16 protein-coding genes are annotated in these 14,945 nt (G+C 72.2%); 11 read left to right on the forward strand and 5 right to left on the reverse strand.

What is annotated here, in order from left to right; genetic code table 11:
• The first annotated feature begins 32 nt into the window (after positions 1-32).
• Positions 33-683, forward strand: coding sequence for a thymidine kinase (locus OG710_RS23490; protein ID WP_111338631.1), 651 nt, complete (start codon positions 33-35; stop codon positions 681-683).
• A gap of 28 nt (positions 684-711) precedes the next feature.
• On the opposite strand, the gene OG710_RS23495 is transcribed toward OG710_RS23490, so the two are convergent.
• Entirely contained in the window at positions 712-1,488 is a 777-nt protein-coding gene (locus tag OG710_RS23495; protein ID WP_330241063.1) for a VOC family protein, read from the reverse strand.
• A 233-nt stretch (positions 1,489-1,721) separates the two neighbouring features.
• Between OG710_RS23495 and OG710_RS23500 the strand changes: the two genes are divergently transcribed.
• A complete protein-coding gene (locus OG710_RS23500; RefSeq protein ID WP_330241064.1) occupies positions 1,722-2,552 on the forward strand; it encodes a sulfurtransferase in 831 nt (276 codons plus the stop codon).
• 101 nt (positions 2,553-2,653) lie between these two features.
• Here the strand turns inward: OG710_RS23500 and sepH are convergent, their stop codons facing one another.
• Positions 2,654-3,709, reverse strand: a complete 1,056-nt coding sequence (sepH, locus tag OG710_RS23505) for a septation protein SepH (RefSeq protein ID WP_111339651.1) — start codon at positions 3,707-3,709, stop codon at positions 2,654-2,656.
• Positions 3,710-4,204: 495 nt separating this feature from the next.
• On the opposite strand from sepH, the gene OG710_RS23510 reads away from it, so the two are divergent.
• Positions 4,205-5,257: a hypothetical protein gene (locus tag OG710_RS23510; protein WP_330241065.1), complete on the forward strand. Its 1,053-nt coding sequence runs from the start codon at positions 4,205-4,207 to the stop codon at positions 5,255-5,257.
• A gap of 7 nt (positions 5,258-5,264) precedes the next feature.
• On the opposite strand, the gene OG710_RS23515 is transcribed toward OG710_RS23510, so the two are convergent.
• On the reverse strand, positions 5,265-6,587 hold the full coding sequence (locus OG710_RS23515; protein ID WP_330241066.1) for a D-arabinono-1,4-lactone oxidase: 1,323 nt from the start codon (positions 6,585-6,587) through the stop codon (positions 5,265-5,267).
• A 211-nt stretch (positions 6,588-6,798) separates the two neighbouring features.
• Between OG710_RS23515 and OG710_RS23520 the strand changes: the two genes are divergently transcribed.
• Complete coding sequence (locus OG710_RS23520) at positions 6,799-7,926, forward strand: ferrochelatase (RefSeq protein ID WP_330241067.1); 1,128 nt, start codon at positions 6,799-6,801, stop codon at positions 7,924-7,926.
• 93 nt (positions 7,927-8,019) lie between these two features.
• Positions 8,020-8,805, forward strand: a complete 786-nt coding sequence (locus OG710_RS23525) for an inositol monophosphatase family protein (protein ID WP_330242329.1) — start codon at positions 8,020-8,022, stop codon at positions 8,803-8,805.
• A 113-nt stretch (positions 8,806-8,918) separates the two neighbouring features.
• Here OG710_RS23525 and OG710_RS23530 read toward each other — a convergent pair whose 3' ends face one another.
• Complete coding sequence (locus OG710_RS23530) at positions 8,919-9,095, reverse strand: hypothetical protein (RefSeq protein ID WP_330241068.1); 177 nt, start codon at positions 9,093-9,095, stop codon at positions 8,919-8,921.
• Between the two features lie 384 nt (positions 9,096-9,479).
• On the opposite strand from OG710_RS23530, the gene OG710_RS23535 reads away from it, so the two are divergent.
• The 3 genes from OG710_RS23535 to OG710_RS23545 all read left to right on the forward strand — a co-directional run bounded on the left by OG710_RS23535 (position 9,480) and on the right by OG710_RS23545 (position 12,074).
• Positions 9,480-10,133, forward strand: coding sequence for a response regulator transcription factor (locus tag OG710_RS23535; RefSeq protein ID WP_111338638.1), 654 nt, complete (start codon positions 9,480-9,482; stop codon positions 10,131-10,133).
• 5 nt (positions 10,134-10,138) lie between these two features.
• On the forward strand, positions 10,139-11,371 hold the full coding sequence (locus OG710_RS23540) for a sensor histidine kinase (RefSeq protein WP_111338639.1): 1,233 nt from the start codon (positions 10,139-10,141) through the stop codon (positions 11,369-11,371).
• A 406-nt stretch (positions 11,372-11,777) separates the two neighbouring features.
• On the forward strand, positions 11,778-12,074 hold the full coding sequence (locus tag OG710_RS23545; protein WP_003965732.1) for a DUF4193 domain-containing protein: 297 nt from the start codon (positions 11,778-11,780) through the stop codon (positions 12,072-12,074).
• Positions 12,075-12,401: 327 nt separating this feature from the next.
• Here OG710_RS23545 and OG710_RS23550 read toward each other — a convergent pair whose 3' ends face one another.
• Positions 12,402-12,860: a DUF3093 domain-containing protein gene (locus OG710_RS23550; RefSeq protein WP_330241069.1), complete on the reverse strand. Its 459-nt coding sequence runs from the start codon at positions 12,858-12,860 to the stop codon at positions 12,402-12,404.
• A gap of 58 nt (positions 12,861-12,918) precedes the next feature.
• Between OG710_RS23550 and OG710_RS23555 the strand changes: the two genes are divergently transcribed.
• From OG710_RS23555 to OG710_RS23565, 3 genes are read left to right on the forward strand one after another with little or no spacing between them, the layout of a single operon-like run.
• The gene (locus OG710_RS23555; protein ID WP_111338641.1) at positions 12,919-13,503 is read left to right on the forward strand and encodes a PaaI family thioesterase; all 585 of its coding nucleotides are present in this window, start codon (positions 12,919-12,921) and stop codon (positions 13,501-13,503) included.
• A complete protein-coding gene (gene dut, locus OG710_RS23560) occupies positions 13,503-14,036 on the forward strand; it encodes a dUTP diphosphatase (protein ID WP_330241070.1) in 534 nt (177 codons plus the stop codon). The genes OG710_RS23555 and dut overlap by 1 nt, the downstream gene beginning before the upstream one ends.
• A 1-nt stretch (position 14,037) precedes the next feature.
• Positions 14,038-14,796 (forward strand): DUF3710 domain-containing protein, encoded by a 759-nt coding sequence (locus OG710_RS23565; RefSeq protein WP_330241071.1) that lies wholly within the window; start codon positions 14,038-14,040, stop codon positions 14,794-14,796.
• Positions 14,797-14,945: the final 149 nt, after the last annotated feature.

A 14,945-nucleotide genomic window follows, 5' to 3' on the forward strand; every position in this document is an offset into this window, starting at 1 on the left:
CCCTTCCCGTCCCGAAAGGTGCTCAACCCCTCATGTCCGAGCTTGTGTTCTTCTCCGGAACGATGGACTGCGGAAAGAGCACCCTGGCCCTCCAGATCGGCCACAACCGCTCGGCGAGGGGCCTGCAGGGCGTGATCTTCACCCGCGACGACCGGGCGGGGCAGGGCAAGCTGTCCTCCCGCCTCGGCCTGGTCACGGAGGCCGTCGAGGCGGACGAGGGCATGGACCTGTACGCGTATCTCGTCGCCCAGCTGTCCAAGGGCGGCCGGGTCGACTACGTGATCGTGGACGAGGCGCAGTTCCTGGCCCCGGCCCAGATCGACCAACTGGCCCGGGTGGTGGACGACCTGGACATGGACGTCTTCGCCTTCGGCATCACGACCGACTTCCGCACCCGGCTCTTCCCCGGCTCGCAGCGGCTGGTCGAGCTGGCCGACCGGATCGAACAGCTCCAGGTCGAGGCGCTGTGCTGGTGCGGTGCCCGCGCCACGCACAACGCCCGGACGATAGACGGCGAGATGGTCGTCGAGGGGGCGCAGGTCGTCGTCGGCGATGTGAACCGCCCGGCGGGCGAGGTCGGTTACGAGGTGCTGTGCCGCCGGCACCACCGCCGCCGCGCGACCGCGGCGTCCGCGCGGGCGGGCGCGCTCTCCCCGGACGTCCTGCCGGTCTCGTCACCCTGAGCGCGCCCGCCCGCGACGGCGAGCCCCGTCAGACCGCGGCCGACCGCTGGACGGTGAAGACCGCGCCCTCCGGGTCCGCGACCGTCGCGACCCGGCCGCTCGGGCCCTCCTTCGGCGGGCTCAGGACCTGCCCGCCCAGCTCCACCACCCGCTGCGCCGCCTCGTCCGTGTCGGCCACCTCGAAGTACGTCATCCAGTGCGGGCCCCGGTCGCGCAGCAGCGCGTGGCCGACGCCGTGCAGGGAGGCCACCGGGCGGCCCTGGAGATACAGCGTCTGGTAGTCGAAGTCCGCCGAGACGACGGCCTTGCTCTCGTAACCGAAGACCGCCTGGTAGAACTTGGCGACCGTCGACGTCTCCCGCGTCACCAGCTCGTTCCAGACCGGGGTGCCGGGCGCCCCGGACAGTGTGGTGCCGATGTGCGCGGCGGCCTGCCAGATCCCGAAGACGGCCCCGCCCGGATCGGATGCGATGGCCATCCGGCCCGCCCGGCCCGCGTCGATCGGCCCGACGCCGACCGTGCCGCCGCAGGCCCGGATCGCCTCCGCCGTCCGGTCGGCGTCATCGGTGGCCAGATAGGTCGTCCAGGCGATCGGAAGGTGCCGGTCGGGCGGCAGTTGGCCGATGCCCGCCACCTCACGCTCGCCGATCAGGGCCCGTACGTACGGGCCCAGCTGCTCCGGGCCGGGGCCGAACTCCCAGCCGAACAGCTCGGCGTAGAAGTTCTGGGTCGTGCGCAGGCCGTGCACGATCAGGCTCACCCAGCAAGGTGTTCCGGGTGTACGCCGAGCGGCAGCCTCGGTCATCGTCACTCTCCTCGGACCATCGTGGTGGCCGTACGGGAAAACGGGGCCGGGCGCGCCGTGGTGCGGCGCGAGCGGAGTAGTACGCCCCGTGCAGATGCTTGCACCACCGGGCGCGGGATGCGCTCCGGCCGCGCCGTCCATGGCGGGATCTCGCGGCAGGCGGAACGGTTCGTCAGGGTTTGACCGTTCCCCGTCGTTACGGAGGGCCGGGAGTCTGCGCGAGGATGGCACACATGAAGCCCATCATCTCGGCATCCGATTGTGTGAGCGCGCTGGCGGGGCCACGTCCGCCGGTGCTCCTGGACGTACGTTGGCAGCTGGGCGGCCCGCACGGCCTGCCCGACTACGAGGCGGGGCACATCCCGGGCGCGGTCTTCGTCGACCTCGACGCCGAACTCGCCGGTCCGGCGGGCGAGGGCGGCCGCCATCCGCTGCCCGACCCGGCCGTGTTCGGCGCCGCCATGCGCCGCGCCGGAGTGTGCGCCGGCGCGCCGGTCGTCGTCTACGACGGCGGTCAGGGCTGGGCGGCCGCGCGGGCCTGGTGGCTGCTGCGCTGGGCGGGCCACGACGACGTACGGGTCCTGGACGGCGGCCTCGCGGCCTGGCCGGGGGAGCTGTCGAAGGAGACCCCGGACCCGGTGGAGGGCGACTTCGTGCCCGCGCCCGGTGCGCTGCCGCTGCTCGACGCGGACGGCGCCGCCGCCCTGGCCCGCTCCGGCGTCCTGCTCGACGCGCGGGCGGCCGAGCGCTACCGGGGCGACGTGGAGCCCATCGACCGGGTCGGCGGCCACATCCCCGGCGCGCTCTCCGCCCCGACCGGCGAGAACGTGGCGGCGGACGGACGCTTCCTGAGCCCCGAACACCTGGCCGCCCGGTTCGCCGGGCTGGGCGTCGAGGGGGACGCGGCGGAGGTCGGCGTCTACTGCGGCTCGGGCGTCTCCGGGGCCCAGCAGGTCCTGGCGCTGGAGCTCGCCGGACACCGGGCCGCCCTCTACGCGGGCTCCTGGTCCCACTGGTCCGCCGACCCGTCGCGCCCGGTCGCCACCGGACCCGACCCGCAGTAACGGAACGCCGTCGTCCGGGCAGCGCGTGTGCTCCCGCCCGGACTGCGCACGAGGGCCCGTACGCGCTCGCGTACGGGCCCTCGTCACGCTGTCAGGCCTTCTCAGTCCTGCTTCTTGCGGCGGGTGCCGAAGACGATCTCGTCCCAGCTGGGGACCGCCGCCCGGCGTCCGGGGCGCACCCCGTCCGCCTCGGCCTGCCGGTCCGTCGTCCCGGTCAGCCGGTCGCGGTGGCCGGCGACCGCGCGCGGCATCAGCACGTCCGCGTAGGCGGAGCCGGCGCCCGCCGACGCGGCGGGAGGCTCCTCGACCTCCGGCTCCTGGGCCGGCTCGATCGCCGGGGGCTCCGGCTGGGTGGGCCGCTCCGGGACGACGAGGTCGCCGCGGAAGCTCGGGACCGCCTCCAGCAGGCTGGTGAGGGAGTCGCGCTCGCTCGCGGTCACCCCGGCGATGCGCTCCTCCGGCTCGGGCGGAGGCGGCGGGGCCGGGCGCTCGATCTGCCGGTCCAGCGCGCGGTCCAGCGGCCGGTCGCGCGGCAGCCGGGCGATCCGGGGGACGAACGGGAAGCTGGGCTCGGGGGCCGCGACCTCGTCCGTCTCGCCGATCAGCGAACGGGCCTCGTCGTCCACGGCCTGGACCAGCCGGCGCGGCGGGTCGTACGTCCAGCTCGCGGAATGCGGCTCACCGGCGACCCGGTAGACCAGGAGGACCTCCCAGGTGCCGTCGTCGCGGCGCCAGGAGTCCCACTGGACGGTCTCCCGGTCGGCGCCGCGCAGCAGCAGCCGCTCCTGCACCGCCTCGCCGAGCTGGGGGCCGGTGTTCTCGCCGGGACGGCGTACCGGAGTCTTCCTGGCCCGCTCGGCCATGAAGGCGCGTTCCGCGAGCACGGGGCCCTCGAAGCGGCGCACCCGGTCCACGGGAATCCCGGCGAACTGGGCGACCTCCTCGGCGGAGGCGCCGGCTCGTATCCGGGCCTGGATGTCACGGGGGCGGAGGTGGCTCTCCACCTCGATCTCGATCTGCCCCAGCCGGGCGCGGTCGTTGCGCACGGCGGCTCGAAGGCGCTCGTCGATCGGAAGCGTGTATTCCGTGCTGTCCGCAGCCTTGAGCACCAGTCGTGTGCCGTCGTTGGAGACGGCCACGACACGCAGTTCGGGCATGGGGACCTCCCGGGTGGTGCCTGCCGACGTCACGTGCGTCGCTGCTTCCGCTAGTCGAGTGTGGCCTGCCCGGCTGCGGCCTGCCACAACATTGCCGTGTTGCCCGGCGTGTCGGGCGTGAGCCCTTGATCGCCGATATGCCACGGTAACCCATGCGCAACGCAAAGTGACCGATGGTCACTCTGCGGAGCAGGTCGCCGTGCGATGCCGTGCGCCGCCGGATCGAGTGCCTCCTTCGGCCCCCTCCCGGAGGTTCCGGACGTCCGTGCGGGTGTCCGGCCCCAGGGCTCGCCACAGTACTCCATTCGGGCCATGTGGGTGGACCGCCGCGCCGCCGAAGTTATCGGGAGGTGTGGAAGTCGACCTACCCCGCAGAACGCCCGCCGCCCATGATCCGTGTCGTGCTTCACACAATCCTCGCAACCGGAACTTTCGACTTCGCTCACGTGTCCCTAGTTGGTGCAGGGTGGGAGAGATGTCAATCAAGGGCTGGAAATGGTGCGGAAGCCGGAAAGCGACACAGAACAGAAGGAAAGGCGGATCGATCTGAGCCTGCCCCAGGTCGCGGGCAGTGCGGTCGCGGCGGTGGCGGCGGCCGTGGCGGCCTCCCAGCTCGGCGTGTACGGGACGATCGCCGGCGCCGGCGTGATGAGCATCGTGGCCACCTGCGGCGGCTCCGTCTTCCAGCACTTCTTCCGCCGTACGGGTGAGCAGATACGTGAGGTCACCGTTCAGGTGAAGCACCCCGGACGCGAGGTGACGGTCCACACCCGCGAGACCGGCGCCCGCCGCCCGGACGACGCGGCCGACCGGGCCCCGGCCGGGATCACCGCACTGCTCGGCCCGGTCGACGACCCCACGACGGTGCTGCGCCGCACGGACGCGGAAGCGGACCTCGACGCGACGACGGTGCTGCGCCGCGCCGACACGGCGGCGGACCTCGACGCCACGACGGTGCTGCGTCACGTGGACGCGCAGGCGGACCGGACGACCGTGCTGCGCCGTCCTCCGGTGGCGCCCGGTCCGGACGAGGAGTTCTCGGCGGCCACCACGCACGGCACCCGGCTGCGGGGCTGGAAGCGGTCGGCCATCGGCGCGGCCGCCGTGTTCGTCGTCTCGATGGCCGGCATCACCACGTACGAACTGATCTCCGGCGGCGACCTCAGCGGTGGCCGCGGTACGACCGTGGGTTCCGTCGTACGCGGCGAGCGCGACGCCGGACCCTCGACGCCCGCACCCGCCGACGAGGACACGGACCCCGGCCGGGACACCACGGACCGCGCCCCGGACGACCGGGGCACGCCGGCGCCCGGCACCGGCGACCGGGACGCGGGCAGCACCGCCCCGCAGCCCGACCGCGGCGGCGCCCCCACCGACGCGGCGACGCCCACGCCCACGCCGACCCCCACCGGCCCGGCGGGCGGCGCGGTCGAACCGACGCCCACCCCCAGCCCCGGCGCCACGGACGACGGAGGCGAGAGCCCCGCGACCGACCCGGCCACCCCGGACGGCGCACCGGCTCCCGCCGGGCCGGAGACGGCGCAGTGAGCCCGGATCAGTCGCCCAGCACCCGGCGCAGATAGTCGTTGCCGAACAACCGGTCCGGGTCGAGCCGGTCGCGTACGGCGGTGAACTCGCCGAAGCGCGGGTACACCCCGGCGAGGTACGCGGCGTCCCGCGTGTTGATCTTGCCCCAGTGCGGGCGGCCCGCGTGGGCGGTCATGATCCGCTCCACGGCCGTGAAGTACGCCTGGTAGGGGGTGCCCCGGTACAGGTGGACGGCGATGTACGCGGTCTCCCGGCCCGACGCCGTGGAGAGCGCGATGTCGTCGGCGGGAGCGGTGCGCACCTCCACCGGGAAGCTGATCCGCAGCGGCGAGCGGTCCACCATGGCCCGCAGTTCGCGCAGCGCCTCCACGGCCGCCTCGCGCGGCAGCGCGTACTCCATCTCCACGAACCGCACCCGGCGCGGGCTGGTGAACACCTTGTACGGGATGTCGGTGTAGGTGCGGGCCGACAGGGCCCGGCTGGAGAGCTTCGCGATCGAGGGGATCGTGGCGGGCACGGCCCGGCCCAGCGAGCAGGCGACCTGGAAGACGCCGTTGGACAGCAGCTCGTCGTCGATCCAGCCGCTGACGCGGCCGGGCGGGGCGGCGGGACCGGCGCTGCGGTTGTTCCGCTTGGTGTTGCAGTTCCCGGTGTGCGGGAACCAGTAGAATTCGAAGTGCTCGTTCTCGGTCACGAGCCGGTCGAAGTCGGACGTCACCCGGTCGAAGCTCATCGGCTCCTCGCGGGCGGTCAGCAGGAAGACCGGCTCCACGGCGAAGGTGATGGCGGTGATGACCCCGAGGGCGCCGAGCCCGATCCGGGCCACCGCGAACACGTCCGGGTTCTCCGTCTCCGAACAGGTCAGCACCGTGCCGTCGGCGGTGACCAGCTCCAGGGCGCGTATCTGCGCCGATATGGACGCCGAGTCACGGCCGGTGCCGTGCGTGCCGGTGGAGGTGGCCCCGGCGACCGTCTGCTCCATGATGTCGCCCATGTTGGTGAGCGAGAGGCCCTCGCGGGCCAGTGCGGTGTTGAGCCGCTTCAGCGGGGTGCCCGCCTCGACGGTCACCGTCATCGCCGCGCGGTCGATCTTCCGGATGCCCGTCAGCAGATCGGGCCGGATCAGCACCCCGTCGGTGGCCGCGGTCGCGGTGAACGAGTGGCCGGTGCCGGCCGGCTTCACCCGCAGCCCGTCCTCGGACGCCCGGCGCAGCACGTCGGCCAGCTCGTCGACGGAGGCGGGGGACACGGTCCTGGCCGGCCGGGCGGTGACGTTCCCCGCCCAGTTGCGCCACGGGCCCGTCGCCGTCCGTGCGTAGGTCTCGGTCATCTTCCCCGCGCCCTTCCCTAGGAACCGGCCCACCCAGCCGGTGCTTCCCCCGGACGGAGACCACGGGGTTACCGGCCGGTTGGAGGGGGATCATACTCACGGCCCCCGCATATGCATCCACCCCTCCCGAGGCCCGTGCGGAGCCCGGCCGCGCGCCCCGGCCCGGATGTCGGTGGGAACGGTCCCCGGCGCGGGTGGCAGGATCGACGTCATGTCCGATCTGCGCGATCCCGCCCCCTACGACGCCCTGCTCCTGCTCTCCTTCGGCGGCCCCGAAGGCCCGGACGACGTGGTCCCGTTCCTCGCGAACGTGACCCGCGGCCGGGGCATCCCCGAGGAACGGCTCAAGGAGGTCGGCAAGCACTACTTCCTGTTCGGCGGCGTCAGCCCGATCAACGCCCAGAACAGGGCCCTGCTCGACGCACTGCGCGAGGACTTCTCCGCGCACGGACTCGACCTGCCGGTGTACTGGGGCAACCGCAACTGGGCCCCGTACCTCACCGACACCCTGCGCGAGATGGTCGGGGACGGCCACCGCCGCATCGCCGTCCTGGCCACCAGCGCCTACGCCTCCTACTCCGGCTGCCGGCAGTACCGCGAGAACCTCGCCGACTCACTGGCCGCCCTGGAGGCCGAGGGTCTTCCCGTCCCGCGCGTGGACAAACTCCGGCACTACTTCAACCACCCCGGCTTCGTGGAGCCCATGGTGGAGGGTGTCCTCGCCTCGCTGGCGGAGCTGCCCGAGGAGGTGCGCCCGGACGCGCACCTGGCCTTCACCACGCACTCCATCCCGCTCTCCGCCGCCGACACCTCCGGCCCGGTCGAGGCGCACGGGGACGGCGGCGCCTATGTCGCCGAGCACCTCGACGTGGCCCGGCTGATCGTGGACGCGGTGCGCGAGCGGACCGGGGTGGCCCACCCCTGGCGGCTCGTCTACCAGTCGCGCAGCGGCGCTCCGCACATCCCGTGGCTGGAGCCCGACATCTGCGACCACCTCGAAGCCCTCCACGGCGACGGGGTGCCCGCCGTCGTGATGGCACCCATCGGCTTTGTCTCGGACCACATGGAGGTCCTGTACGACCTCGACACCGAGGCCACCGCCAAGGCCGCCGAGCTGGGACTGCCGGTACGCCGCTCCGCCACCGTGGGCGCCGACCCCCGGTTCGCCGCCGCCGTGCGCGACCTCGTCCTGGAGCGGGCCGCCGCCGAGCGGGGCCTCGAACCAGGGCGGTGCGCCCTCGGGACGCTAGGCGCGAGCCACGACCTGTGCCCGGTGGGTTGCTGCCCGGCCAGGGCCCCGAAGCCCGCCGCCGCGGGCGCCGACAGCCCCTACGTGTGAGCCCTCGCCCTTCCCCGTCCGTCCCCTCTCAACCTCCCAGGGAGCGCCGTGACCAGATTTGAACACTCAGTGGACACCCTGCTCGAACTCGCCATGGAAGCCGCGGAACTCGCCGGCCGGCTGCTGCGCGACGGGCGTCCGGCGGGCCTGGGGGTGGCCGCGACCAAGTCCAGCCCGGTCGACGTCGTCACCGAGATGGACATCGCCGCCGAGAAGCTGATCACCGAGTACCTGATCGACCTCCGCCCGTACGACAGCTTCCTCGGCGAGGAGGGCGGCACGACCGCCGAGGGCCGCAGCGGTGTGCGCTGGGTCATCGACCCGCTCGACGGCACGGTGAACTACCTCTACGGACTGCCGTCCTGGTCCGTGTCCATCGGCGTCGAGATGTACGGCGAGCGGGTCGCCGGTGTGGTGGAGGTCCCGATGCGCGGCGAGACGTACTTCGCGCGCCGGGACCACGGCGCCTTCGTCACCGGCGGCCAGTACGGCGAGGAGAAGGTCCGGCTGCGATGCCGGGAGGCGGCCCCGCTCGCCGAGTCCCTGGTGTCCACCGGTTTCAACTACGTCGCGGACGTCCGGGCCCACCAGGCCGCGGTGGCCCGCGAGCTGATTCCGCAGGTCCGGGACATCCGGCGCGGCGGGTCCGCCGCGATCGACCTGTGCGACGTGGCCGCGGGTCGGCTCGACGCCTACTTCGAGCGCGGTCTGCACCCGTGGGACCTGTGCGCGGGGGAGGTCATCGCACGCGAGGCGGGCGCCCTCACCGGCGGGCGCCCCGGCCGGCCGGCGGACGGCGAGCTGACGGTGGCCGCGCCGCCCGGCGTCTTCGAACCGCTCCAGGCCCTCCTGGAGGAGCTGGGAGCCTGGCACGACTGACGGGGCACCCCAGACCCCTCCCGGCCCCTGTCCGGGCAGCACAAGGGCCCCGTAGCCGCCGTACGGCAGCTTCGGGGCCCTTGCGGAACAGCAGGCTGTTCGTCCTGAACGGTTCAGGCGTTCGTTGTCGTGCCGAGGCGCACACCGTGCTCGGCGGCGAGTCGATGAAGGTCGTCGAGTTCGCTCTGCTCGACGTCGGCGAGGAAGTGGTCGCCCGTCTCGCGGGCCCGGGTGAGGTCGTCCTCGGTGGTCTTGATGCGGTGCAGCAGACCTGCGGTGAAAGCGTCCATGAAGCGCCCCCTCATCGTGGGTGGGTGGCACGGGGGTGTGCCCAGGGTTTCCCTCCGCCGAAGCGGTAGGGCGGGTGATCACGCACTCTCCGGAAGACGGAGGGGCCTGTGACAACGCCACATGGGAAGACGTGATCGAGGGTGTGAATTCGTCCTCCCCAGCAGCGGGCCCGGAGAAACCTCAACTGGCCCGAAAAACCCGTGGCTTCCCCGAAGCCGCAGGTCGGACCGCACCGTCTTACCGCCGGTTTATGCGGGATACGGGCAGGATGGAGCCGTACGGGGTGTGCCCGGACCTGCCCGCCGCGCGGGCCGGCCGGGCCCCTTCCGGGTGCCCGGAGCCCCGGTGGAGATGGTTTGCGAAGTTCTAGGGAAGGAAGCGCCGTGCGCGTACTCGTCGTGGAGGACGAGCAGCTGCTCGCCGATGCGGTGGCCACCGGATTGCGCCGCGAGGCCATGGCCGTCGATGTCGTGTACGACGGGGCCGCTGCCGTGGAGCGCATCGAGGTCAACGACTACGACGTCGTCGTGCTCGACCGCGACCTGCCCCTGGTCCACGGCGACGACGTGTGCCGCCGGATCGTCGAGCTGGGTGTGCCCACCCGGGTGCTCATGCTCACCGCGTCCGGGGACGTCAGCGACCGCGTGGAGGGCCTGGAGCTGGGCGCCGACGACTACCTGCCCAAGCCCTTCGCGTTCAGCGAGCTGACCGCACGGGTACGGGCGCTGGGCCGGCGTACGACCGTCGCCCTGCCGCCCGTCCTGGAACGGGCCGGGATCAAGCTCGACCCCAACCGCCGCGAGGTGTTCCGGGACGGCCAGGAGATCCAGCTCGCGCCCAAGGAGTTCGCCGTCCTGGAGGTCCTGATGCGCAGCGAGGGGGCCGTCGTCTCCGCCGAGCAGCTGCTGGAGAAGGCGTGGGACGAGAACACCGACCCGTTCACCAATGTCGTCCGGGTGACCGTCATGACCCTGCGCCGCAAACTCGGCGAGCCCCCGGTGATCGTCACCGTGCCCGGCTCCGGATACCGGATCTGAGACCGGTGCCCCCCGTACCGCCGCCCGTTTCGGCGCCCCCGAAACCCACCTGGGACCCCAAGCAGCCGGAGCCCCCGTACCCCTGGCTGCGCCCGACCATCCGGATACGGCTCACCCTGCTGTACGGCGGGATGTTCCTGATCGCGGGCATCCTGCTGCTGTCGATCATCTACATGCTGGCCGCCCAGGCCATGCACGTGGGCAGTGACCTGCCGTTCAAGATCGTCAGCGGCAAGGTGACCAGCGAGGTCTGCTACCTGCCGCAGAACGCCTCCGCCGACGACTTCAACGCCGCGGTGAACACCTGTGTCAACCATCAGCGCAAGGAGGCGCTGGACACCCTGCTCAACCGGTCGCTGCTCGCCCTGGTGGGCCTGAGCGTCATCGCCTTCGCCTTCGGCTACGCCATGGCGGGCCGGGTCCTCTCGCCGCTGGGCCGGATCACCCGGATCGCCCGCCGGGTGGCCGGCACCGACCTGTCCCGGCGCATCGAGCTGGACGGGCCCGACGACGAGCTGAAGGAGCTGGCCGACACCTTCGACGACATGCTGGACCGCCTGGAGCGGGCCTTCACCGCGCAGCAGCGGTTCGTGGGCAACGCGTCGCACGAGCTGCGCACCCCGCTCGCCATCAACCGCACCCTGCTGGAGGTCCACCTCTCCGACCCCCAGGCGCCGCCCGAGCTCCAGCAGCTGGGCAAGACGCTGCTGGCCACCAACGAGCGCAGCGAGCAACTGGTGGAGGGCCTGCTGCTGCTCGCCCGCAGCGACAACCAGATCATCGAGCGCAAGCCCGTGGACCTCGCCGAGGTCGCGTCGCGGGCCATGGACCAGGCGCGCGGGGAGGCCGAGACCAAGGGCGTGGAGATGCGCGAGGAACTGGCGCCGGCGGTCGTCCAGGGCAACGGCGTCCTGCTGGAGCGCATCGCGCTGAACCTCGTGCAGAACGCCGTACGGTACAACGTGCCGGAGGACGGCTGGGTGGCCGTGAGTACGGAGCTGCTGCCCGGCCAGGCGGTGCTCGTCGTCTCGAACACGGGGCCGGTGGTGCCCGCCTACGAGATCGACAACCTCTTCGAGCCGTTCAGACGGCTGCGTACGGAGCGGACGGGCAGCGACAAGGGGGTCGGGCTCGGACTGTCGATCGCGCGGTCCGTGGCCCGCGCCCACGGCGGCCGGATCATCGCGGAACCACGTGAAGGCGGTGGACTTGTGATGCGTGTCTCACTGCCCGTCTGATCGGGCAGACGGGGCGGTTTACGCACTGATTATTTTTTGTTCGCTTTGAGCGGAATTTTCGGGACCTGCTCTCGAAGAGTTCGTGTGTGATCGATCACATGAGCGAACATGCCCTCCTCTACGCTCGGTGACCGGGGAACTCGCCGGAAACCCGGCGAAACCCCAGGTTTTCAGGGGTGGGTATTACGGGAAGTACACGGGGTGGTGCCTGTCGAAGGTGCCGCCGGGACCGTGTACGGTCCCCATCGCCACCCAAGCCGATCACTCTCGAGCGGTCCTTTTGGGTGTCGATTGAGTAACAGACCTTGATGTGAGGCAAAATCTCCGCCTCGGGTCGGGCACAAGTCCGGCCTCTCATGCGTTACGAGCGCTGAGACACCGCAGACACCCAGAGGGGGAGAGCGACATGGCAACGGATTACGACACCCCACGCAAGACCGACGACGACGTCGATCAGGACAGCCTTGAGGAACTGAAGGCGCGCCGGAGCGACAAGACGGCGTCCGCCGTCGACGTCGACGAGTTCGACGCGGCGGAGGGCCTCGAGCTCCCCGGCGCGGACCTGTCCAACGAGGAGCTGGCTGTACGGGTCCTGCCCAAGCAGGCCGATGAGTTCACCTGCATGAGCTGCTTCCTCGTGCACCACCGCAGCCAGCTGGCCCGCGAGAAGAACGGTCAGCCCATCTGCCGCGACTGCGACTGAGGTCCGGTCGGCCGTGGCAGGGGACACACCGTTCCGCAAGCGGCGCCCGGACGGACGGAGGAACGAGCGGGGCCCGTGGGCCTCGCTCGAAGCAGCCGGAGTAGCAAGGGAGGCGGCCCGCGAGGCTGCCTCGGCCGGTGGTACGGCCGACAGGGCCGGACACACCGGCAGGACGGAGCCCGTGACCGGGGCAGGCCGTCCGGATTCAGTGAAACGGGGAGTACGCCAGGGCGGGGAGAGCGCCGGTGCGGCGATCGGTCGAATCCACGACCCGGTCGTCCATGTCGCTCCCCGCGTCCCTGCGCGCGATCTCGCCTTGCAGACCTTTCAGGCCCGGACCGCCGTGTCCAGGGCCGCCACCAGCGCCTGCGGGTCACGCGTGGAGAGATAGACGTACGGGGTCGCGTCCTGCGGGTCGGTGACCTCCACCCGCACCGCCGTGGGGATGTAGCTGCGCAGCAGCATGAACGCCCTCGGGTCCGCCTTGTGCGTGCGCCAGGCGCGCGCCTCCTCGGCGTCCAGCACCGTGGCCTCCCCGAGTGCCGACACCGGAATCCGCGCGTCCCCGGCGACCAGCGCACCCGCCACCACCCGGATGCGGGCGGAGCCGTACGCGCTGACCGCCACGGCCGACAGGACCGTGCCGCCGGCGAGGCCGCCGAGCAGCGGAAGGGTGCCCAGCGGCAGCAGCATCAGCGCGCACGCGAGGCCGATCAGGACGGCGATCAGCCACCACGAACGGGGAGCGGTGAGGCGTTCGTCGAAAGGCTGGGTGGAAGGCTGCATGGCTCCAAGCTTGGCACGGCGCGACCGGCGGCTACCCGCGCGGGTAAGGTCTGCGCCTGTGAGTGGAACATCTGCGGCTCTGACGCCCCCGGCCGACGCGGTGAAACCGGTCCGGCACCCCGACGCCCCGGCCCCCGGCGAGCTTCTCGGCGCGCACTACGAGCACTGCTTCGGCTGCGGCTCCGGACAGCCCCACGGGCTGCACCTCCAGGCCCGCGCCGAGGAGGGTGTCCGGGTGACCGCCGAGTTCACCGTGCAGGAGGCCCACCAGGGCGCTCCGGGCCTCGCGCACGGCGGCGTGCTGGCGACCGCGCTGGACGAGACGCTGGGCTCGCTGAACTGGCTGCTGCGGGTGATCGCGGTGACCGGGCGGCTGGAGACCGACTTCGTGCGACCCGTCCCGGTCGGCACCGTGCTGTTCCTCGACGCCGAGATCACCGCGGTGCACGGGCGCAAGCTCTACTCACGGGCGGTCGGCCGCATCGGCGGACCGGACGGGCCGGTGGCCGTGCGCGCCGACGCCCTGTTCATCGAGGTCAAGGTGGACCACTTCATCGACAACGGCAGGCCGGCCGAGATCCGGGCCGCCATGGCCGACCCCGACCAGGTCAAGCGCGTCCGCGCCTTCGAGGTGAACCCCTGATGCGCCACCCCGTGGACGTCCTCATCCGCCGGGTCGACCCGGATGTGCCGCTGCCGTCCTACGGGCATCCCGGTGACGCCGGCGCCGATCTCGTGACCACCGAGGCCGCCGAGCTGGCGCCGGGGGAGCGGACCGTGCTGCCGACCGGGGTTTCGATCGCCCTGCCGGACGGGTACGCCGCGTTCGTGCACCCACGATCCGGTCTCGCCGCCCGCTGCGGAGTCGCCCTGGTGAATGCCCCGGGGACGGTCGATGCCGGGTACCGTGGAGAGATCAAGGTGATCGTCATCAATCTCGACCCGCGCGAGTCCGTGCGGTTCGAGCGGTTCGACCGGATTGCCCAACTGGTCGTGCAGCAGGTCGAGAAGGTGCGCTTCCACGAGGTGTCGGAGCTTCCCGGCTCGGCGCGGGCCGAGGGGGGCTTCGGGTCCACCGGCGGTCATGCCGCCGTTGATGTTGATGGCGTCCGGGGCGGGGTTCCCCAGGGCGGGGACAACTACGCTTCGGTCGAATCCGACCGGGAAGGACAGTGACGTGTTCGGACGTCGCAAGAACAGTGGTGCCGCCGATGACAAGGCGGACGAGGCGCGCGAGGCCGAGCAGGTCGTCGACGAGCAGACCGAGGGCGAGCCGCGCCGGACGAACCTTCCGCCGGCACCGCGCCCGGACGGCCCGTGGGACATCGAGGAGGTGTCCCAGCCCGGCGACGGCCGGGTGGACCTGGGCGGCATCTTCGTGCCCGGTGTCGAGGGCATGGAGCTGAGGGTCGAGGTCGCCGGTGACGCGATCGTCGCGGCCACCGTCGTGCTGCGCGACAGCGCGATCCAGCTCCAGGCGTTCGCCGCGCCCAAGAAGGAGGGCATCTGGGGCGAGGTCCGCGAGGAGATCGCCTCGGGCATCACCCAGCAGGGCGGCATCATCGACGAGGTCGAGGGCCCGCTGGGCTGGGAGCTGCGCGCGCAGGTCCCCGTACAGCTTCCCGACGGGACCAACGGCGTGCAGCTGGTGCGGTTCGTCGGTGTCGACGGCCCGCGCTGGTTCCTGCGCGGTGTGATCTCCGGCCAGGGCGCCGTGCAGCCGGAGGCCGCCGGGCTCCTGGAGACGGTCTTCCGGGACACCGTGGTCGTCCGCGGCGAGGGCCCGATGGCCCCGCGCGACCCGATCGTCCTCAAGCTCCCCAACGACGCCCAGATGGTCCCCGAGGGCGTGCAGCAGGAGGAGCAGGAGGGCTCGCGCTTCTCCGGTGGCATGGCGGGCCTCCAGCGCGGCCCCGAGATCACCGAGGTGCGCTGACCCGCACACCCGACGACGGCCGGTGGGCCGCACCCCTTCCCCCGGGGTGCGGCCCACCGGCCGTCGCGCGTACGGGACGCGTATCGGCGGCGTACAGGCGGCGTCAAGGCCGCGCCCACTCCCGTAAAGGAGGCATCAACGCAGGTCAC

The sequence above is a fragment of the Streptomyces sp. NBC_00525 genome (assembly GCF_036346595.1).
GTDB lineage: Bacteria > Actinomycetota > Actinomycetes > Streptomycetales > Streptomycetaceae > Streptomyces.

Bases quoted from the DNA above. Each gene is read 5' to 3' on its own strand.
- OG710_RS23490 (WP_111338631.1), top strand. From the start codon at position 33: ATGTCCGAGCTTGTGTTCTTCTCCGGAACGATGGACTGCGGAAAGAGC.
- OG710_RS23520 (WP_330241067.1), top strand. From the start codon at position 6,799: ATGTCCGATCTGCGCGATCCCGCCCCCTACGACGCCCTGCTCCTGCTC.
- OG710_RS23545 (WP_003965732.1), top strand. From the start codon at position 11,778: ATGGCAACGGATTACGACACCCCACGCAAGACCGACGACGACGTCGAT.
- OG710_RS23530 (WP_330241068.1), bottom strand. From the start codon at position 9,095: ATGGACGCTTTCACCGCAGGTCTGCTGCACCGCATCAAGACCACCGAG.
- OG710_RS23495 (WP_330241063.1), bottom strand. From the start codon at position 1,488: ATGACCGAGGCTGCCGCTCGGCGTACACCCGGAACACCTTGCTGGGTG.
- dut (WP_330241070.1), top strand. From the start codon at position 13,503: ATGCGCCACCCCGTGGACGTCCTCATCCGCCGGGTCGACCCGGATGTG.
- OG710_RS23525 (WP_330242329.1), top strand. From the start codon at position 8,020: ATGGAAGCCGCGGAACTCGCCGGCCGGCTGCTGCGCGACGGGCGTCCG.
- sepH (WP_111339651.1), bottom strand. From the start codon at position 3,709: ATGCCCGAACTGCGTGTCGTGGCCGTCTCCAACGACGGCACACGACTG.
- OG710_RS23500 (WP_330241064.1), top strand. From the start codon at position 1,722: ATGAAGCCCATCATCTCGGCATCCGATTGTGTGAGCGCGCTGGCGGGG.
- OG710_RS23510 (WP_330241065.1), top strand. From the start codon at position 4,205: ATGGTGCGGAAGCCGGAAAGCGACACAGAACAGAAGGAAAGGCGGATC.
- OG710_RS23550 (WP_330241069.1), bottom strand. From the start codon at position 12,860: ATGCAGCCTTCCACCCAGCCTTTCGACGAACGCCTCACCGCTCCCCGT.
- OG710_RS23515 (WP_330241066.1), bottom strand. From the start codon at position 6,587: ATGACCGAGACCTACGCACGGACGGCGACGGGCCCGTGGCGCAACTGG.